At 71.8% G+C, this 15,905-nt stretch carries 16 protein-coding genes; 9 read left to right on the forward strand and 7 right to left on the reverse strand.

The window, feature by feature from the left end:
* The first annotated feature begins 31 nt into the window (after window positions 1–31).
* From rplM to glmM, 3 genes are all read left to right on the forward strand, one after another.
* Window positions 32–475 carry a 50S ribosomal protein L13 gene (gene rplM / locus ACZ4Z3_RS08580; RefSeq protein WP_055715789.1) on the forward strand — a complete coding sequence of 148 codons (444 nt, stop codon included), beginning with the start codon at window positions 32–34 and terminating at the stop codon, window positions 473–475.
* Window positions 476–517: 42 nt separating this feature from the next.
* Window positions 518–1,030, forward strand: a complete 513-nt coding sequence (rpsI, locus tag ACZ4Z3_RS08585; protein WP_468500294.1) for a 30S ribosomal protein S9 — start codon at window positions 518–520, stop codon at window positions 1,028–1,030.
* A 260-nt stretch (window positions 1,031–1,290) separates the two neighbouring features.
* Window positions 1,291–2,649: a phosphoglucosamine mutase gene (gene glmM, locus ACZ4Z3_RS08590; RefSeq protein ID WP_468500810.1), complete on the forward strand. Its 1,359-nt coding sequence runs from the start codon at window positions 1,291–1,293 to the stop codon at window positions 2,647–2,649.
* A gap of 131 nt (window positions 2,650–2,780) precedes the next feature.
* Here the strand turns inward: glmM and ACZ4Z3_RS08595 are convergent, their stop codons facing one another.
* Both ACZ4Z3_RS08595 and coaA read right to left on the reverse strand, forming a co-directional pair.
* The gene (locus ACZ4Z3_RS08595) at window positions 2,781–3,722 is read right to left on the reverse strand and encodes a DUF389 domain-containing protein (protein WP_468500295.1); all 942 of its coding nucleotides are present in this window, start codon (window positions 3,720–3,722) and stop codon (window positions 2,781–2,783) included.
* A gap of 85 nt (window positions 3,723–3,807) precedes the next feature.
* Window positions 3,808–4,797, reverse strand: coding sequence for a type I pantothenate kinase (coaA, locus tag ACZ4Z3_RS08600; RefSeq protein WP_390948092.1), 990 nt, complete (start codon window positions 4,795–4,797; stop codon window positions 3,808–3,810).
* A 190-nt stretch (window positions 4,798–4,987) separates the two neighbouring features.
* Between coaA and ACZ4Z3_RS08605 the strand changes: the two genes are divergently transcribed.
* Window positions 4,988–5,200: a hypothetical protein gene (locus ACZ4Z3_RS08605; protein WP_468500296.1), complete on the forward strand. Its 213-nt coding sequence runs from the start codon at window positions 4,988–4,990 to the stop codon at window positions 5,198–5,200.
* A 43-nt stretch (window positions 5,201–5,243) separates the two neighbouring features.
* Here the strand turns inward: ACZ4Z3_RS08605 and ACZ4Z3_RS08610 are convergent, their stop codons facing one another.
* From ACZ4Z3_RS08610 to glmS, 3 genes are all read right to left on the reverse strand, one after another.
* Window positions 5,244–6,683: an NAD(P)H-hydrate dehydratase gene (locus ACZ4Z3_RS08610; RefSeq protein ID WP_468500297.1), complete on the reverse strand. Its 1,440-nt coding sequence runs from the start codon at window positions 6,681–6,683 to the stop codon at window positions 5,244–5,246.
* 372 nt (window positions 6,684–7,055) lie between these two features.
* Window positions 7,056–7,427, reverse strand: coding sequence for a holo-ACP synthase (locus ACZ4Z3_RS08615; protein WP_468500298.1), 372 nt, complete (start codon window positions 7,425–7,427; stop codon window positions 7,056–7,058).
* A 363-nt stretch (window positions 7,428–7,790) separates the two neighbouring features.
* Window positions 7,791–9,638, reverse strand: coding sequence for a glutamine--fructose-6-phosphate transaminase (isomerizing) (gene glmS, locus ACZ4Z3_RS08620; protein ID WP_468500299.1), 1,848 nt, complete (start codon window positions 9,636–9,638; stop codon window positions 7,791–7,793).
* 319 nt (window positions 9,639–9,957) lie between these two features.
* Between glmS and ACZ4Z3_RS08625 the strand changes: the two genes are divergently transcribed.
* From ACZ4Z3_RS08625 to tsaE, 4 genes are all read left to right on the forward strand, one after another.
* Entirely contained in the window at window positions 9,958–10,842 is an 885-nt protein-coding gene (locus ACZ4Z3_RS08625) for a L,D-transpeptidase (RefSeq protein WP_468500811.1), read from the forward strand.
* 58 nt (window positions 10,843–10,900) lie between these two features.
* A complete protein-coding gene (gene alr, locus ACZ4Z3_RS08630) occupies window positions 10,901–12,067 on the forward strand; it encodes an alanine racemase (protein ID WP_468500300.1) in 1,167 nt (388 codons plus the stop codon).
* Window positions 12,068–12,256: 189 nt separating this feature from the next.
* Window positions 12,257–13,504, forward strand: coding sequence for an alpha/beta fold hydrolase (locus ACZ4Z3_RS08635; protein WP_468500301.1), 1,248 nt, complete (start codon window positions 12,257–12,259; stop codon window positions 13,502–13,504).
* On the forward strand, window positions 13,470–14,051 hold the full coding sequence (tsaE, locus tag ACZ4Z3_RS08640) for a tRNA (adenosine(37)-N6)-threonylcarbamoyltransferase complex ATPase subunit type 1 TsaE (RefSeq protein WP_468500302.1): 582 nt from the start codon (window positions 13,470–13,472) through the stop codon (window positions 14,049–14,051). The genes ACZ4Z3_RS08635 and tsaE overlap by 35 nt, the downstream gene beginning before the upstream one ends.
* A gap of 173 nt (window positions 14,052–14,224) precedes the next feature.
* On the opposite strand, the gene ACZ4Z3_RS08645 is transcribed toward tsaE, so the two are convergent.
* Window positions 14,225–14,362 (reverse strand): hypothetical protein, encoded by a 138-nt coding sequence (locus ACZ4Z3_RS08645; RefSeq protein ID WP_468500303.1) that lies wholly within the window; start codon window positions 14,360–14,362, stop codon window positions 14,225–14,227.
* Between the two features lie 203 nt (window positions 14,363–14,565).
* Window positions 14,566–15,126, reverse strand: coding sequence for a hypothetical protein (locus tag ACZ4Z3_RS08650; protein WP_468500304.1), 561 nt, complete (start codon window positions 15,124–15,126; stop codon window positions 14,566–14,568).
* 124 nt (window positions 15,127–15,250) lie between these two features.
* On the opposite strand from ACZ4Z3_RS08650, the gene tsaB reads away from it, so the two are divergent.
* A complete protein-coding gene (tsaB, locus tag ACZ4Z3_RS08655; RefSeq protein WP_468500305.1) occupies window positions 15,251–15,904 on the forward strand; it encodes a tRNA (adenosine(37)-N6)-threonylcarbamoyltransferase complex dimerization subunit type 1 TsaB in 654 nt (217 codons plus the stop codon).
* The last annotated feature ends 1 nt before the right edge of the window (window position 15,905 follow it).

The raw sequence follows: 15,905 nt of genomic DNA on the forward strand, positions 1-15,905 counted from the left end.
AACCTCACTGAAGAAGCGAAGGCTACGAACCGTGCGTACGTACAGCCCCAAGCCCGGCGATGTGACGCGTCAGTGGCACGTCATCGACGCTCAGGACGTTGTCCTGGGTCGTCTCGCCACCACCGCCGCGACCCTGCTCCGCGGCAAGCACAAGCCGATCTACGCGCCCCACGTCGACGCTGGTGACTTCGTCATCATCATCAACGCGGACAAGGTGCACCTGTCCGGCAACAAGCGGACCCAGAAGATGGCCTACCGCCACTCCGGCTACCCGGGTGGTCTGCGCTCCGTCCGTTACGACGAGCTGCTGGAGAAGAACCCCGAGAAGGCCGTCGAGAAGGCCGTCAAGGGCATGCTTCCCAAGAACTCCCTGGGCCGTCAGATGCTCTCCAAGCTGAAGGTCTACTCGGGCGACCAGCACCCGCACGCTGCCCAGCAGCCGGTGCCGTTCGAGATCACCCAGGTCGCGCAGTAAGTCCGGCCGCCCCCAAAGCCTGAAGAGAATCTGAGGAGAATCGTGGCCGAGACCACTGCCGAGCAGCCGCTCGAAGAGCTTGACATCGACAGCTACACCACGGAGTCGGACGCCCCCGTCGAGGGCGAGTACACCACCGAGTCCATGGCCTCCCGCTTCGGCGAGCCCCAGCCGGCCGCCGGCCTGGGCCGCCGCAAGAACGCCATCGCGCGCGTTCGCATCGTGCCGGGCACCGGCAAGTGGAAGATCAACGGGCGGACGCTCGAGGACTACTTCCCGAACAAGGTCCACCAGCAGGAGGTCAACGAGCCGTTCAAGGTTCTTGAGCTCGAGGGCCGCTACGACGTCATCGCCCGCATCGCCGGTGGCGGCGTCTCCGGCCAGGCCGGTGCGCTCCGTCTCGGTGTCGCCCGCGCCCTGAACGAGGCCGACGTCGACAACAACCGTGGCGCCCTCAAGAAGGCCGGCTTCCTCCGCCGCGACGACCGCGCGGTCGAGCGCAAGAAGGCCGGTCTGAAGAAGGCCCGCAAGGCTCCGCAGTACAGCAAGCGCTAAACACCGCTCCGCTGCACCGCACGCAACGCCCCGGTGGCACGTACCTGTGCCGCCGGGGCGGTTTGCGTAGCAGGGCCGCTTCTGTTCCCGCACGACTACACACAGACTGCCGGTACAACCCCGAACGGGGGAGGACGGTCTCAGGGGATGTACTTGGTCCGGGGGGTACCGGGACACTCGGGGGACAACCGGTGAGGGACGCCCGGTACGGGACCACCTGGTACGAGCCGCACATTCTCAGCAATTCGGAGGACACCACAGTGGGACGACTCTTCGGCACGGACGGCGTGCGCGGTGTCGCCAACGCGGATCTGACGGCCGAGCTCGCGCTCGGACTCTCCGTCGCGGCGGCACACGTACTCGCCGAGGCGGGCACGTTCGAAGGCCACAAGCCGGTGGCGGTGGTCGGGCGGGATCCGCGAGCGTCCGGGGAGTTCCTGGAGGCGGCCGTCGTGGCCGGCCTCGCCAGCGCGGGCGTCGACGTGCTGCGCGTCGGTGTGCTGCCCACCCCCGCGGTGGCGTTCCTCACCGGCGAGCTGGGCGCCGACCTCGGCGTGATGCTCTCCGCCAGCCACAACGCCATGCCCGACAACGGCATCAAGTTCTTCGCCCGCGGCGGGCACAAGCTCGCCGACGAGCTGGAGGACAAGATCGAGGCCGTGTACGAGGAGCACCGGACCGGGGCGCCCTGGGACCGGCCGACCGGCGCGGGCGTCGGACGTGTCCGCTCCTACGACGAAGGGTTCGAGCGGTACGTCGAGCACCTGCTGTCCGTGCTGCCGAACCGCCTCGACGGGCTGAAGATCGTCCTCGACGAGGCGCACGGCGCGGCCGCCGGCGTCTCCCCGGAGGCGTTCACCCGCGCCGGGGCCGAGGTCGTCACGATCGGGGCCGAGCCGGACGGGCTCAACATCAACGACGGATGCGGGTCCACGCACCTCGGGAAGGTGCGCGCCGCCGTCGTCGAGCACGGGGCGCACCTCGGCATCGCGCACGACGGGGACGCCGACCGGTGCCTCGCCGTCGACCACGAGGGCAACGAGGTGGACGGGGACCAGATCCTCGCCGTACTCGCCCTCGACATGCGGGAGCGGGGGGCGCTCCGCTCGGACACCGTGGTCGCCACCGTCATGTCCAACCTCGGCTTCAAGCTGGCGCTGGAGCGGGAGGGGCTGCGGCTCGTCCAGACGGCGGTCGGGGACCGGTACGTGCTGGAGGAGATGAAGGAGCACGGGTACGCCCTCGGTGGCGAGCAGTCCGGGCACGTCATCGTCCTGGACCACGCGACCACCGGGGACGGCACGCTGACCGGGCTGCTGCTGGCGGCGCGGATCGCGCGGACCGGGCGCACGCTCAAGGACCTCGCGGGGGTCATGGAGCGGCTGCCGCAGGTGCTCATCAACGTGCCGGACGTGGACCGGACGCGGGTGGGGACGTCCGCGGAGCTGACCGCCGCGGTGGCCGACGCGGAGCGGGAGTTGGGGTCCACCGGGCGGGTGCTGCTGCGGCCGTCGGGGACGGAGCCGTTGGTGCGGGTGATGGTGGAGGCGGCCGATATCGAGCAGGCTCGGTCTGTGGCAGGGCGGTTGGCCGATGTGGTGAAGTCGGCGCTGGGGTAGGGCGTCGGTTTCGGTGCCGGGTTCGGGGTGCCGGGTTCTGTGATGTGCGGGCTGCGGGTTCTTTGTGGCTTGGCGCGCCCACGCGGCGGAGCCGCATTCGACACAGCCTCGCGCCCCCTGGTACCCGGGAGTTATCGGGCGGCCTTTGTCACTGCTCGTTGCCTTGACCAGAGGTACTTCTGGAGGATCAGGGTCAGGGTTGCCGCCAGGATGATGCCCGCCAGGTTCAGCAGGAGTTGGTTCGTCGAGCCCACCGTCTGCTTCGTGTCGCCGTAGGCCAGGGCCACCGCCGCGTTGGCCGCGGCGGGGACCGTGGTGACCGAGATGGCCACGCCCACCAGGGCGCCCGACTTCGCCGAGGTCAGGGAGAGGGTGCCCGCGATGCCGGCGAGGACGGCGACGATGAAGGAGAACGCGTCGGGGGCGTAGACGAACGCGGTGTTGGGGCGGTCGGCCTCCAGTTTGGCCTCGGTGAAGTAGCCGAGCGCGTCCATGAAGACGGTGAAGCCGACCGTCATCGCCATCGCCACCGCGAAGCCCACGAGCAGGGCGATCAGGGAGCGGAGCGCCAGCCGCGGATGCCGTTGCACGATGGCCGTGCTCAAGCCGGCCAGGGGGCCGAACTCGGGGCCGACGGCCATCGCGCCGACGATGAGGATCGCGTTGTCGAGGACCACACCGCACGCGGCGATCATCGTGGCGAGGGTGATGAAGGCGACGTAGGTGACGGAGAGCGTCGACTCCTCGTGGGTCGCGTCCGACAGGTGCTCCCACAGCACGGCGTCGGCGCCCTCGCCCGGTGCCTCCTCCTCCGCCTCGTCGGCGCGCTTGGAGAGCGACAGGTCGATGTTCTCGACGGCGATCGAGCCGGTCTTGTCGAGGTGCAGTTCGCGGAGCGCGCCGATCAGTTCGTCGCCGGCCTCCCTCGCGACGTCGCACATGACGACGTCGCCGGAGGGGTTGCGAGCGGCGCCCGGCACCACGACGAGATGGGTGGTGCCGAGCGTCGACTCGATCAGGCGCACCACCTCGTCGGTCCGGGCGGCCGGGGTGATCAGGCGCAGATGCAGCATGGTGCCTTTTTAACAGCACCCGTCGAACGGCCCGCCGTCGCGGGTACGGGCGGCCGCCGCGCCACGGCCGACACTCGGTCGGGCCTCATAGTTTGCGCAGGCTGAGGCGCTTCACCTTGTGGTCGGAGCCCTTGCGGATGATCAGGGTGGCGCGGCCCCGGGTGGGGGCGATGTTCTCGATCAGGTTGGGCTTGTTGATGGTGCGCCACTGGGTGCGGGCGTAGTCGAGGGCCTCCTCCTCGGAGACCTGGGTGTACTTGCGGAAGTACGAGGACGGGTCCTGGAAGGCGGTCTCGCGCAGCTTCCGGAAGCGGTTGAGGTACCAGCGCTCGACGTCGTCGGCGTGGGCGTCGACGTACACGCTGAAGTCGAAGTAGTCGGCGAGGCCGACGCGGGTCCGGCCGTCCTTGCCGGGGAGGGCGGGCTGGAGGACGTTCAGGCCCTCGACGATGAGGATGTCGGGGCGGCGGACCGTGAGCCGCTTGTCCGGGACGATGTCGTAGATGAGGTGGGAGTAGACGGGGGCCGTCACCTCGTCCTTGCCGGCCTTGATGTCGGCGACGAAGCGGGTGAGCGTACGGCGGTCGTACGACTCGGGGAAGCCCTTGCGGGAGACCAGGCCGCGTTCGCGGAGGTCCTTCATGGGGAGCAGGAAGCCGTCCGTGGTGACCCGCTCCACACGCGGATGCTCGGGCCAGCGGGCGAGGAGGGCCTGGAGGAGACGGGCCACGGTGGACTTGCCGACGGCCACGGAGCCGGCGACGCCTATGACGAACGGGGTGCCCGACTGGGAGCCCTGCTCGCCGAGGAACGTGTTCAGGGCGCCGCGCAGGCCGTCGGTGGCGCCCACGTAGAGGTTGAGGAGCCGGGACAGCGGCAGGTAGATGTCCCGTACCTCGTCGAGGTCGATGACGTCGCCCAGGCCACGCAGCTTCTCGACCTCCTCGGCGGTCAGTGGCAGCGGCGTCTTGTCACGCAGCGCGCTCCACTCGGTACGGGTGAGGTCGACGTAGGGAGTCGCCTCCGGCCTGGGCCGGTTGGCGCTCCGCGGCAACGAGGAGACCGGTGAGATCACAGTCCATTGTTAACGGAGTTCGAACGGGGTGGCGGGGTGGGGTCCGTCACCCTCGGCCGCAGGACGGTAGCGGACCGGGTACTCACTGTGGGTGAACTGTGGTGAAGGTATGGATCTGCGGTGTGGGGAGGACTAGCGTCCCCGGCAGTCGGGAGGGAGCCGCCTTCCGACTTACCTGAGGGGCGATCGGGTGGCTTCCGTATGGTCTACGCGCCGCGCTGACCAGGAGTTCGCCGGGCAGGTCTGCAGTGAGCTGGCGGACGATCTGCCGGACGAGGATCTGGGTGAGTGCCTCGACGACGCCATGGACATGTACCAGATGGGCAGCAAGCCGCGGTGCGAGGAGGTCGAGTATCTGGGGATGGTGCGGGACGCCATCGACCGGATCGAAGAGGGGGAGTGACGGGCCCCCGCCTCGCGGCCTCGGCGTAGGTGGGTGACGACGGTCAGGCCCTGATGTCCCGCCATGCCTGCGGGATGGCGTCCGCGACGTCCTGGGCGGCCGCGGGGGCGCCGTTCGCGGCGTAGCGGCCCGCCAGGCCGTGGAGGTACGCCGCCGCGCTCGTCGCGTCCAGGGGTGCGAGGCCCGCGGCCAGCAGGGAGCCGGTGAGGCCGGACAGGACGTCGCCGCTGCCGGCGGTGGCCAGCCACGGGGTGCCGGTGGGGTTCACCCGGACCGGGGTGGCGTCGTCGGGCCCGGCGATCAGGGTCGTGGACCCCTTGAGGAGGACCGTGGCGGCGTAGCGGCGGGCCAGCTCCCGTACGGCGGTCAGCCGGGCCGACTCGACCTCCTCGCGGGCGACGCCCAGCAGTGCCGCGGCCTCGCCCGCGTGCGGGGTCATGACGGTGGGGGCGGTACGGGCCCGTACGGCGGCCACGTCCGCGAGGCGCAGGCCGTCGGCGTCCAGGAGGACGGGTACGTCGGTGGAGAGCGCCTCGGCGACCGGGGCCGCGTCGTCGCCCGCGCCGGGGCCGGTCACCCAGGCCTGGACCCGGCCGGCCTTCTTCGGGCCGCTGTCCGACACCAGGGTCTCCGGGAAACGGGCGAGGACGGCGTCGGCGGCCGGGCCCACGTAGCGGACGGCGCCGGCACCGGAGCGCAGGGCGCCGGCGACCGCGAGGACCGCGGCCCCCGGGTAGCGGGTCGAACCGGCGGCGATGCCCACGACTCCCCGGCGGTACTTGTCGCTCTCCGCGGCCGGCTGGGGGAGGAGGGCGGCCAGGTCGGCGTGCTGGAGGGACTCCAGGTCGGGGGTGGCGGGGAGGGTGTCCGCCAGGCCGATGTCGATCAGGCGGACCGAACCGGCGTACTCGCGGGCCGGGTCGATGAGCAGGCCCGGCTTGTGGGTGCCGAAGGTGACGGTGAGGTCGGCGCGGAGGGCGGTGCCGTGGATTTCGCCCGTGTCCGGTTCGATGCCGCTCGGGAGGTCCACGGCGACGACCGTGGCGCGGGAGGCGGTGACGAGTTCGGCGAGGCGGGCGGCGTCGGGGCGGAGACCGCCCTTGCCGCCGATGCCGACGATGCCGTCCAGGACGAGGTCGGCGCGGGCGATGGGCTCCGCCGCGGCGGACGGCGTGGTGGTGGCGCCGCCGGCTCGGAGGAGGGCCTTGAGGGCGTCGGGGTGGGTGCGGTCGGGGTTGAGGAGAACGGCCGTCACTCCCGCGCCGCGCCTCGCGAGGCGGGCACCGGCGTACAGGGTGTCGCCGCCGTTGTCCCCGCTGCCGGTGAGGAGGACGACGCGGCTGCCGTAGACCCGGCGGAGCGCGTCCGCGCACGCTGCGGCGAGGCCGGCGGCGGCGCGTTGCATCAGGGCGCCCGGGGGGAGTTGGGCCATGAGGGTGCGTTCGGCTGAGCGGACGGTTTCTACGCGGTGGGCTGAGCGCATGGGGTCGAGTGTGCCCTTCTCTTTTTGGCCGGGGGAGGAGGGGGTGAGCCTTGGGGGTGTGGGGTGCGCGGGGTTGGGGGCCGGGCGCCTGAGGGCTCGGGGGGCGCGGTTCGTTGGCGGGTGCGGGTGCGGGTGCGGGTGCGTCGTGGTTTCTCGCGCAGTTCCCCGCGCCCCTGGAGGAACGGGCCTGCGGCCCGCCCTCCCCCGGAGGGCGCGGGCCTGACGGCCCGGCCTCCACCCGATGGCGCCGGTGAAAAGCACGGGGCGTAGCCCCGGTCGCTTTTCAGGGGCGGGGGGAACTGGGCGAACGGCCCCCACCCGCCCGCACCCGCCAGAACCACACGCCCCCCGAGCTACTGGGCGCCCCCGGTCTCAGCCCTCGGCGATCACCACCGCTGAGGCCACGCCCGCGTCGTGGCTCAGTGAGATGTGCCAGGACTTGACGCCGAGCGCGGCCGCGCGGGCCGCCACCGTGCCGGTCACTCGGAGGCGGGGCCGGCCGGAGGGCTCGACGTAGACCTCCGCGTCGGTCCAGTGGAGGCCCGCCGGCGCGCCGAGGGCCTTGGCGAGGGCCTCCTTCGCGGCGAAGCGGGCCGCGAGGGAGGCGACGCCCCGGCGTTCGCCGCTCGGGAGGAGCAGCTCGTCGGGCACGAAGAGGCGTTCGGCCATGGAGGGGGTCCGTTCCAGGGCCGCGCGGAAGCGGTCGATCTCGGCGACGTCGATGCCGACTCCGATGATGGGCATGATCTGCACCCTACGGCGCGCCGCCCCCGGCAGGGGCGCCACACCGGGCCCGCCCCGCCCGCGCCCGGCGCCGACGGCCAAATCCCTTCGCGCCACGCCCTGTTATCGGCTGGTCCGGTCGGCGCGCGCGTTGAGATCATGCTGCGATTCGGCATCCACCTCTCGGGAGAGGCCCTCGTGAAGAAGAACGACATGACCGTCGGCTTACCCCTCGTCATCGGCTCGTGATCGCCGCCGGAAGCGTCGCCCAGGAGAACTACGGCGGCGCCGTGTTCGCCGTGGTGGCCTGTGGCGCCATCTCGCTCGTCGTGCGGATCAGGGCGAATCCCGACCAGGGCCGCTGAAGCGGTAACCCCGCCTCGCTCACTCCACCGTCACCGACTTCGCCAAGTTGCGTGGCTGGTCCACCTCGTTGCCTCGGGCCGTCGCCAGTTCGCAGGCGAAGACCTGGAGGGGGACCGTGGAGACGAGGGGCTGGAGGAGCGTGGGGGTCGCGGGGATACGGATGAGGTGGTCGGCGTAGGGGGCGACCGTCTCGTCGCCCTCCTCGGCGATCACGATCGTGCGGGCGCCGCGGGCGCGGATCTCCTGGATGTTGGAGACGATCTTGTCGTGGAGGAGGGAGCGGCCCGCGGGGGAGGGGACCACGACGACCACCGGGAGGTCCTCCTCGATCAGCGCGATCGGGCCGTGTTTCAGCTCGCCCGCGGCGAAGCCCTCCGCGTGCATGTAGGCCAGTTCCTTCAGTTTCAGGGCGCCTTCCAGGGCCACCGGGTAGCCCACGTGGCGGCCGAGGAACAGCACCGTGCTCTTCGTGGCGAGGGTGCGCGCCAACTTCCGTACCGGCTCCATCGTTTCGAGGACCCGCTCGACCTCGCGCGAGATACGGGAGAGGTCGCGGATCACCGCCCGGATCTCGTCGCCCCACTTGGTGCCGCGCACCTGGCCCAGATACAGGGCGACCAGGTAGCAGGCGACCAGCTGGGTCAGGAACGCCTTCGTGGAGGCGACGGCGACCTCCGGGCCCGCGTGGGTGTAGAGGACGGCGTCCGACTCGCGGGGGATCGTCGAGCCGTTGGTGTTGCAGATCGCGAGGACCCGGGCGCCCTGTGCGCGCGCGTGACGCACGGCCATCAGCGTGTCCATGGTCTCGCCGGACTGGGAGATCGCGACGACGAGCGTCTGGTGGTCGAGGATGGGGTCCCGGTAGCGGAACTCGCTGGCCAGCTCCACCTCGCAGGGCACCCGCGTCCAGTGCTCGATGGCGTACTTTGCGATGAGGCCGGCGTGGAAGGCCGTACCGCACGCGACGATGACCACCTTGTCGAGCTCGCGCAGTTCCCGGTCGGAGATGCGGACCTCGTCCAGTGTCAGTGAGCCCGCGGTGTCGATACGGCCCAGCAGGGTGTCCGCGACCGCCTTCGGCTGCTCGGCGATCTCCTTGAGCATGAAGTAGTCGTACCCGCCCTTCTCGGCGGCCGACGCGTCCCAGTCGACGTGGTACGAACGGACCTCGGCGGGGCGGCCGTCGAACGTCGTCACCGTCACGCCGTCGCGGCGCAGCTCCACCACCTGGTCCTGGCCCAGCTCGATCGCCGAGCGGGTGTGTTCGATGAACGCGGCGACGTCCGACGCGAGGAACGCCTCGCCCTCGCCGACTCCGACCACCAGAGGGGAGTTGCGGCGGGCGCCCACCACCACGTCGGGTTCGTCCGCGTGCACCGCGACAAGGGTGAACGCGCCCTCCAGACGGCGGCAGACCAGCCTCATCGACTCGGCGAGGTCGTCGCACGACGAGTACTCCTCGGCGAGCAGATGGGCGACGACCTCGGTGTCCGTCTCGGAGGCCAGCTCATGGCCCCGCTCGGTCAGTTCGGCGCGCAGGGCCGCGAAGTTCTCGATGATGCCGTTGTGGACGACGGCGACCCGGCCCGCGTTGTCCAGGTGCGGGTGGGCGTTGACGTCGGTGGGGCCGCCGTGGGTGGCCCAGCGGGTGTGGCCGATGCCGGTGGTGCCGCTGGGCAGCGGACGGCCGACCAGCTCCTTCTCCAGGTTCATCAGCTTCCCGGCCTTCTTGGCGGCTGCCAGACCGCCGTCGGCCGGCACCGCCACGCCCGCCGAGTCGTACCCCCGGTACTCCAGCCGCTTCAGCCCGGCCAGGACCACGTCGAGCGCGGACTGTGATCCGACGTATCCCACGATTCCGCACATATCAACCCCTGTGTCCGATGGCGTCCGGTGCTGCCGTCCTGGTGGTGCTGCCGTCCTGGTGCTGCTGTCGTCCTGGTGGTGCTGTCGTCTTCCGGTGGTGCCGTCCCATGCGACATGTTGTGCGCCCTCTGTGACTGTACGTGACGATCGGGTCCTGGGTGAGCCCTCACATCGGGTGACCTGGCGCGCGATATTCGGGTGACCCGGCGCGCGCGGCGCACTCCTCCGCAGGTGGGCGGCACGTATGGCTGATCACATGACGATCGGACAAACCACCCCCCACCGCATCGCGCGACGCCCCGAGAACCGCGGCCGACGCATGACCTTTCGGCGTGTCGCCGTGCTCCTCGCCCTGGTGAGCGTCCTGCCCCTGGACAGCGCCCTGGCCGAGGCGCCGCCACCCGCCCCCGCCGAGGAGCAACTCGTCCCCGGTGTGCCGCCCGGCCCCCATCAGCCCTGGCACCTCGATACGCCCGACCAGGTGCTGCCGCCCCGGGTGTACCGGCCGAGCGCCTCGGAGGAGGCGGTGGAGCCGAGGAGCGCGGCGGCCGGGACGTACGCCCTCATCGAGTACGTGCCGCTGAGTGAGGCCGAGGCGGTCGCCGAGTCGAAGGTCACCTGCACGACGGCGACGGGGCCGTACCAGAAGCAGGTCGAACGGTGGCTCAAGCGGAAGAACGCCGACGCGAAGCAGTCGAGGGCGGACTGCCTGGCCATCCGGGCGTTCCAGATCCAGCAGGGCATCAAGCCCGCCATCGGCTTCGCCGGGCCGGTGACCTGGGCGCGGATGCAGTACCTGTCGGCCCGCAAGAACCCCAACGCGGCGGGGAAGTGTCCGGTCCGCACGTACCGGGTGGCGTGTGTGGATCTGACCCGGCAGCTGACGTGGGTGCAGAAGGGCACGAAGGTGGTCTTCGGGCCGGTGCCGATGCGCAGCGGGCGGCGGCAGTACCCGACCCGGGCGGGCTGGCACAAGGTGTACTGGAAGCACAAGAACCACTGGTCGACGCTCTATCACCAGGCGATGCCGTACGCGCAGTTCTTCAGTGGGGGGCAGGCGTTCCACGCCGTGTACGGGTCCATCTACACGGAGATCGGGTCCATGGGGTGCGTGAACCTGCGGCTGGCGGACGCGCGGACCCTGTGGGGGGTGCTGAAGACCAACGACCGGGTGTTCGTCTGGGGGCGGCGGGCGGGGAAGTGAGCCCTCGGTCGTGGGGCGCCGTGGGGGTGCCCCGGGGCTCTGAGACACTGGGGCTGACATGAGTGAGACAGCGCCTTCGCGGACCGCGCCCCTGCGGGCCCGCGCCGAGATCGATCTGGATGCCCTGCGGGCCAACGTGCGGACCTTGCGCGCGCTGGCGCCGGGTGCCGCCCTGATGGCCGTCGTCAAGTCCGACGCGTACGGCCACGGGGCGGTGCGGTGTGCGCGGGCCGCGGTCGAGGCGGGGGCCGCCTGGCTGGGTACGGCCACGCCCGAGGAGGCGCTGGCGCTCCGCGCGGCGGGGCTGCCGGGGCGCATCATGTGCTGGCTCTGGGCGCCGGGCGGACCGTGGCGGGAGGCGATCGAGGCCGACCTCGACGTGTCGGTCAGCGGGCTGTGGGCGCTGCGGGAGGTCACCGACGCCGCCCGTGCGGCGGGGGCACGCGCGCGCGTGCAGCTCAAGGCCGACACGGGGCTCGGGCGCAACGGCTGCCAGCCGGAGGACTGGGCGGAGCTGGTCACCGAGGCGCTCGCCGCCGAGGCCGACGGGCTCGTCACCGTCACCGGGATCTGGTCGCACCTCGCGTGCGCCGACGAGCCGGGGCACCCGTCCATCGCCTCACAGCTCGGCCTCTTCCGCGAGATGGTGACGTACGCGGAGAACCAGGGCGTACGGCCCGAGGTGCGGCACATCGCCAACTCGCCCGCCACGCTCACCCTCCCGGAGAGCCACTTCGACCTCGTCCGGGCGGGCATCGCCCTCTACGGCATCTCGCCCAGCCCGGAGCTGGGCAGTTCGGCCGACCTCGGACTGCGTCCCGTGATGCGGCTCAGCGCCTCGCTCGCCCTGGTCAAGCACGTGCCCGGGGGGCACGGCGTCAGCTACGGGCACCACTACGTCACCCCGGGCGCCACGACCCTCGGCCTCGTCCCCGTCGGCTACGCGGACGGCATCCCCCGGCACGCCTCCGGCACCGGGCCCGTGCTCGTCGGCGGGAAGTGGCGGACGGTCGCGGGCCGGGTCGCGATGGACCAGTTCGTCGTCGACCTCGGCGGGGACGAACCCGCCGTGGGCGACGAGGTGGTGCTGTTCGGCGCCGGTGACGACGGCGAACCGACCGCCGAGGACTGGGCGAAGGCGGCCGGAACCATCGCCTACGAGATCGTGACCCGCATCGGAACCCGCGTACCGCGCGTCTACGTCAACACGGGTGAGCAGGCGTGAGGAATCCGGTACCCCCGAACGGGTGAGCGTGTGAGCTGCCCCGCAGGCGTGAACGCGCCCGCGTCGACGCGAGTACAACACGAGCAAGTGCGCGTACACCACGGGTAAGTGAAAGACGAACGAGACGGGAAACTCCGTACGGGTGTGCGGAGCGGCTAGGGCCCGAGGGCCGGCGAAGAGGAGCGGGATGTGAGCGAGAGCAGCGCGGAGGCCGTGGAGGCCGTCGCGAGCGCGGCCGCCACAGCCGCGTCCGCCGCTGCCGCCGGTGGGACCTGGCGCAGGGCCGGTGTCGCGGGGGCGGCGATAGGTGTGGTCGCCGCGGGCGCGGCCGCCGGTGTCGCCATAGAGCGGCTCACCGTGGGCCGCGGCATGCGCAGGAAGGCCCGGCTCGCGCTCGACTCCACGGGCCCCTACGGGACGCTGCGCGGCACCCCAGGCAAGGCGTACGCGGACGACGGCACCGAGCTGTACTACGAGGTCGACGACATCGAGCCCGAGGCCGGCCTCGCGCCCCGCAGACGCCGTCTCTTCGGCCGCAAGTCCCCCGCCCCCGTCACCGTCGTCTTCAGCCACGGCTACTGCCTCAACCAGGACTCCTGGCACTTCCAGCGGGCCGCGCTGCGCGGTGTCGTACGGACCGTGCACTGGGACCAGCGCAGCCACGGCCGCTCCGGGCGGTCCCAGGCCGTCGACGGGGCGCCCGTCACCATCGACCAGCTCGGGCGCGACCTCAAGGCGGTGATCGACGCGGCCGTGCCCGACGGGCCCATCGTGCTGGTCGGGCACTCGATGGGTGGGATGACCGTCATGGCCCTGGCCGCCCACTACCCCGAGCTGATCCGCGAGAGGGTCGTCGCCGTCGCCCTGGTCGGTACGTCGTCGGGGCGGCTCGGCGAGGTCAACTTCGGGTTGCCCGTCGCGGGCGTCAACGTGGTGCGGCGGGTGCTGCCGGGGGTGCTCAGGGCGCTCGGGCAGCAGGCCGCGCTGGTGGAGCGGGGGCGGCGGGCGACCGCCGATCTGTTCGCCGGGATCATCAAGCGGTACTCGTTCGCGTCGCGGGACGTCGACCCGGCGGTCGAGCGGTTCGCCGAGCGGATGATCGAGGGCACGCCCATCGACGTCGTCGCCGAGTTCTACCCGGCGTTCACCGAGCACGACAAGACGGAGGCGCTCGCGGAGTTCGCCGAGCTGCCGGTGCTCGTGCTGGCCGGGGTCAAGGACCTCGTCACGCCGAGCGAGCACAGCGAGGCGATCGCCGATCTGCTGCCGGCCGCGGAGCTGGTGCTCGTACCGGACGCCGGGCACCTGGTGATGCTGGAGCACCCCGAGGTGGTCACCGACCGGCTCGCCGACCTGCTGACCCGGGTGGGTGCCGTGCCGATGGGGGCTACCGTAAGTGGTTATGGAAGCGCCAGCAGCACGGTACGTCCCGGGTGAGCCCGGGGTCGTCCCCTCTTCGCCCACCTCGCCCTCTTCACCCTCGTCGTCTTCGTCGTCCGTGACGTCCTTCGAGGCCGTCGTGCAGTCTCCCGAGCAGATGCTGGAACTGGGCCGTCGGCTGGCCAAGCTGCTGCGTCCGGGTGATCTCGTCATGCTCAACGGGGAGCTGGGCGCCGGGAAGACGACCCTGACCCGGGGGCTCGGGGAAGGGCTCGGGGTGCGTGGGGCCGTCACCTCGCCGACGTTCGTCATCGCGCGCGTGCATCCCTCGCTGGGGGAGGGGCCGCCGCTCGTCCACGTCGACGCGTATCGCCTGGGCGGCGGGCTGGACGAGATGGAGGACCTCGATCTCGACGTCTCGCTGCCGGATTCGGTGATCGTGGTGGAGTGGGGCGAGGGCAAGGTCGAGGAGCTGACCGACGACCGGCTCCATGTCGTCATCCACCGGGCGGTCGGCGACACCACCGACGAGGTGCGGCAGGTGACCGTCACCGGGGTCGGGGAGCGGTGGGCCTCCGTCGAGCTGGGGGTGCTGTCCGCCTGAGCTGGGCGGCGCCTGGTGGGGCGGCGGCTGAGTGGGGTGGCTCCGTCGTCGGGCGGTCGCCTCTTGTGTCGGTTCCGACAAGGTGTCGGCAAAATGTTGCTTTGGCGCTTCCGGCGTGGTCACATGGTAACCAGTCCTTGGTTAGGTCTACCTAACTTGGTTCGCCGGTGGCATCAGGAGGCGTCCATGCAGGGTTCGGAGCGGCGGGACGGGCGGCCGTCCGGAGCGGGCTCCGGGGTGGCCTCCGGGGTCGCCGGGGTGTCGATGCGGGACCTGTTGGCCAGCTGTGCGGCGGCGAAGGCGGTGTCCACGCCGGAGGCTCCGCCGGTTCGGGGGGAGGAACGGCGGGCGGTGGAGGGGCCGCACCCCCGGGCTGCGTAGACGTTACGCCCTGGGAAGGGGTGTCTGCGGGCGTGTCGCGGCTGCGGGTCGTGGGGGCTTGTCGCGCAGTTCCCCGCGCCCCTTAAAGACCGGCGGTTCCCCTGGCCGGTGACTATGCAGACGGCCTCTCCCGCTACTCGACCACGACCACCTTCGTGCCGATGCCTGCGAACTGCCACATCGCCTTGCCGTCCTTGCGGGACTCTCGGATGCCGCCCGTCTTGACGGCGGGGTCGGGCCGGGGGGTGGAGCCGTCCACCGCCGCGCTGAAGCCGATCACCACGCCGTCGACCGAGGCGAAGCGGACGACGTGCTCGATGGGGGTGCCGTCGGAGCCGGTGATGGCGGCGGAGCGGGACGTCACCGTGTAGGTGGCGGGGGTGGGGTCCACCGCGCTGGGCGTGACCTCGAAGGTGCGGGTGACCTTCTCGTTCGCGCCGACCAGCCAGACGCGGTCCTCGTCCAGGGAGTAGACGACACGCTCGCCGGTGCCCGAACCCTTGGGCACGAGGAGGTCGTCGTCCTTCTCCTTGCCGGCGGCGGCCTTGGACTTCTTGGCCGCCGGTGTCTCGGAGGGGGACGGCTTGCCGAGGTCGTCCGGCACGCTGGCCGACGCCTGGTAGGTGAGGAAACCGACTGCGGCGATCGCCGCCGCCGTGAGCCCGGCCACGAATCCCGAGCTGCTGCTGGCCACCTTCTGCGCCCACCTCTCGTACGCACGTACGCCCTTGATGTACGTCTGTGCTGTGACGGTAGCAGCAGAGGGACGGTGCACCGGGTCGGCCGTGGCCCGGGCCGAAGCGCCGTAGGCTGTTTGCGTGCTCTTGCTCGCTCTGGATACCGCCACCCCCGCCGTCACCGTCGCGCTGCACGACGGGACGGATGTCGTCGCCGCGTCGAGCCAGGTGGACGCCCGTCGCCATGGGGAACTGCTGCTGCCCGCCGTCGACCGGGTCCTCGCCGAGGCGGGCGCCCGCCTCGACGCCGTCACCGCGATCGTCGTGGGCACCGGGCCCGGCCCCTATACCGGGCTCCGCGTCGGCCTGATGACCGCCGACACCTTCGGCCTCGCCCTCGGGGTCCCCGTCCACGGCCTGTGCACCCTCGACGCGCTCGCGTACGCGGCCGAGGTCGAGGGGCCCTTCGTGGTGGCCACCGACGCCCGGCGCAAGGAGGTGTACTGGGCGCGGTACGAGGACGCGCGCACCCGGGTGACGGACCCGGCCGTCGACCGGCCCGCCGAGATCGCCGAGGCGGTGGCCGGGCTCCCGGCCGTGGGCGCGGGGGCGCTGCTCTACCCCGACACCTTCCCCGACGCCCGCGCCCCCGAGCACGTCTCGGCGGCGGCGCTCGCGTCCCTCGCCGCGGAGCGGCTGGCCAAGGGCGAGGAACTGGAGGCCCCCCGGCCGCTCTACCTGCGCCGGCCGGACGCCCAGGTGCCCAAGAACTACAAGGTGGTCACCCCCAAGTGAC

The sequence above is a fragment of the Streptomyces sp. NPDC030296 genome (genome assembly GCF_055572815.1).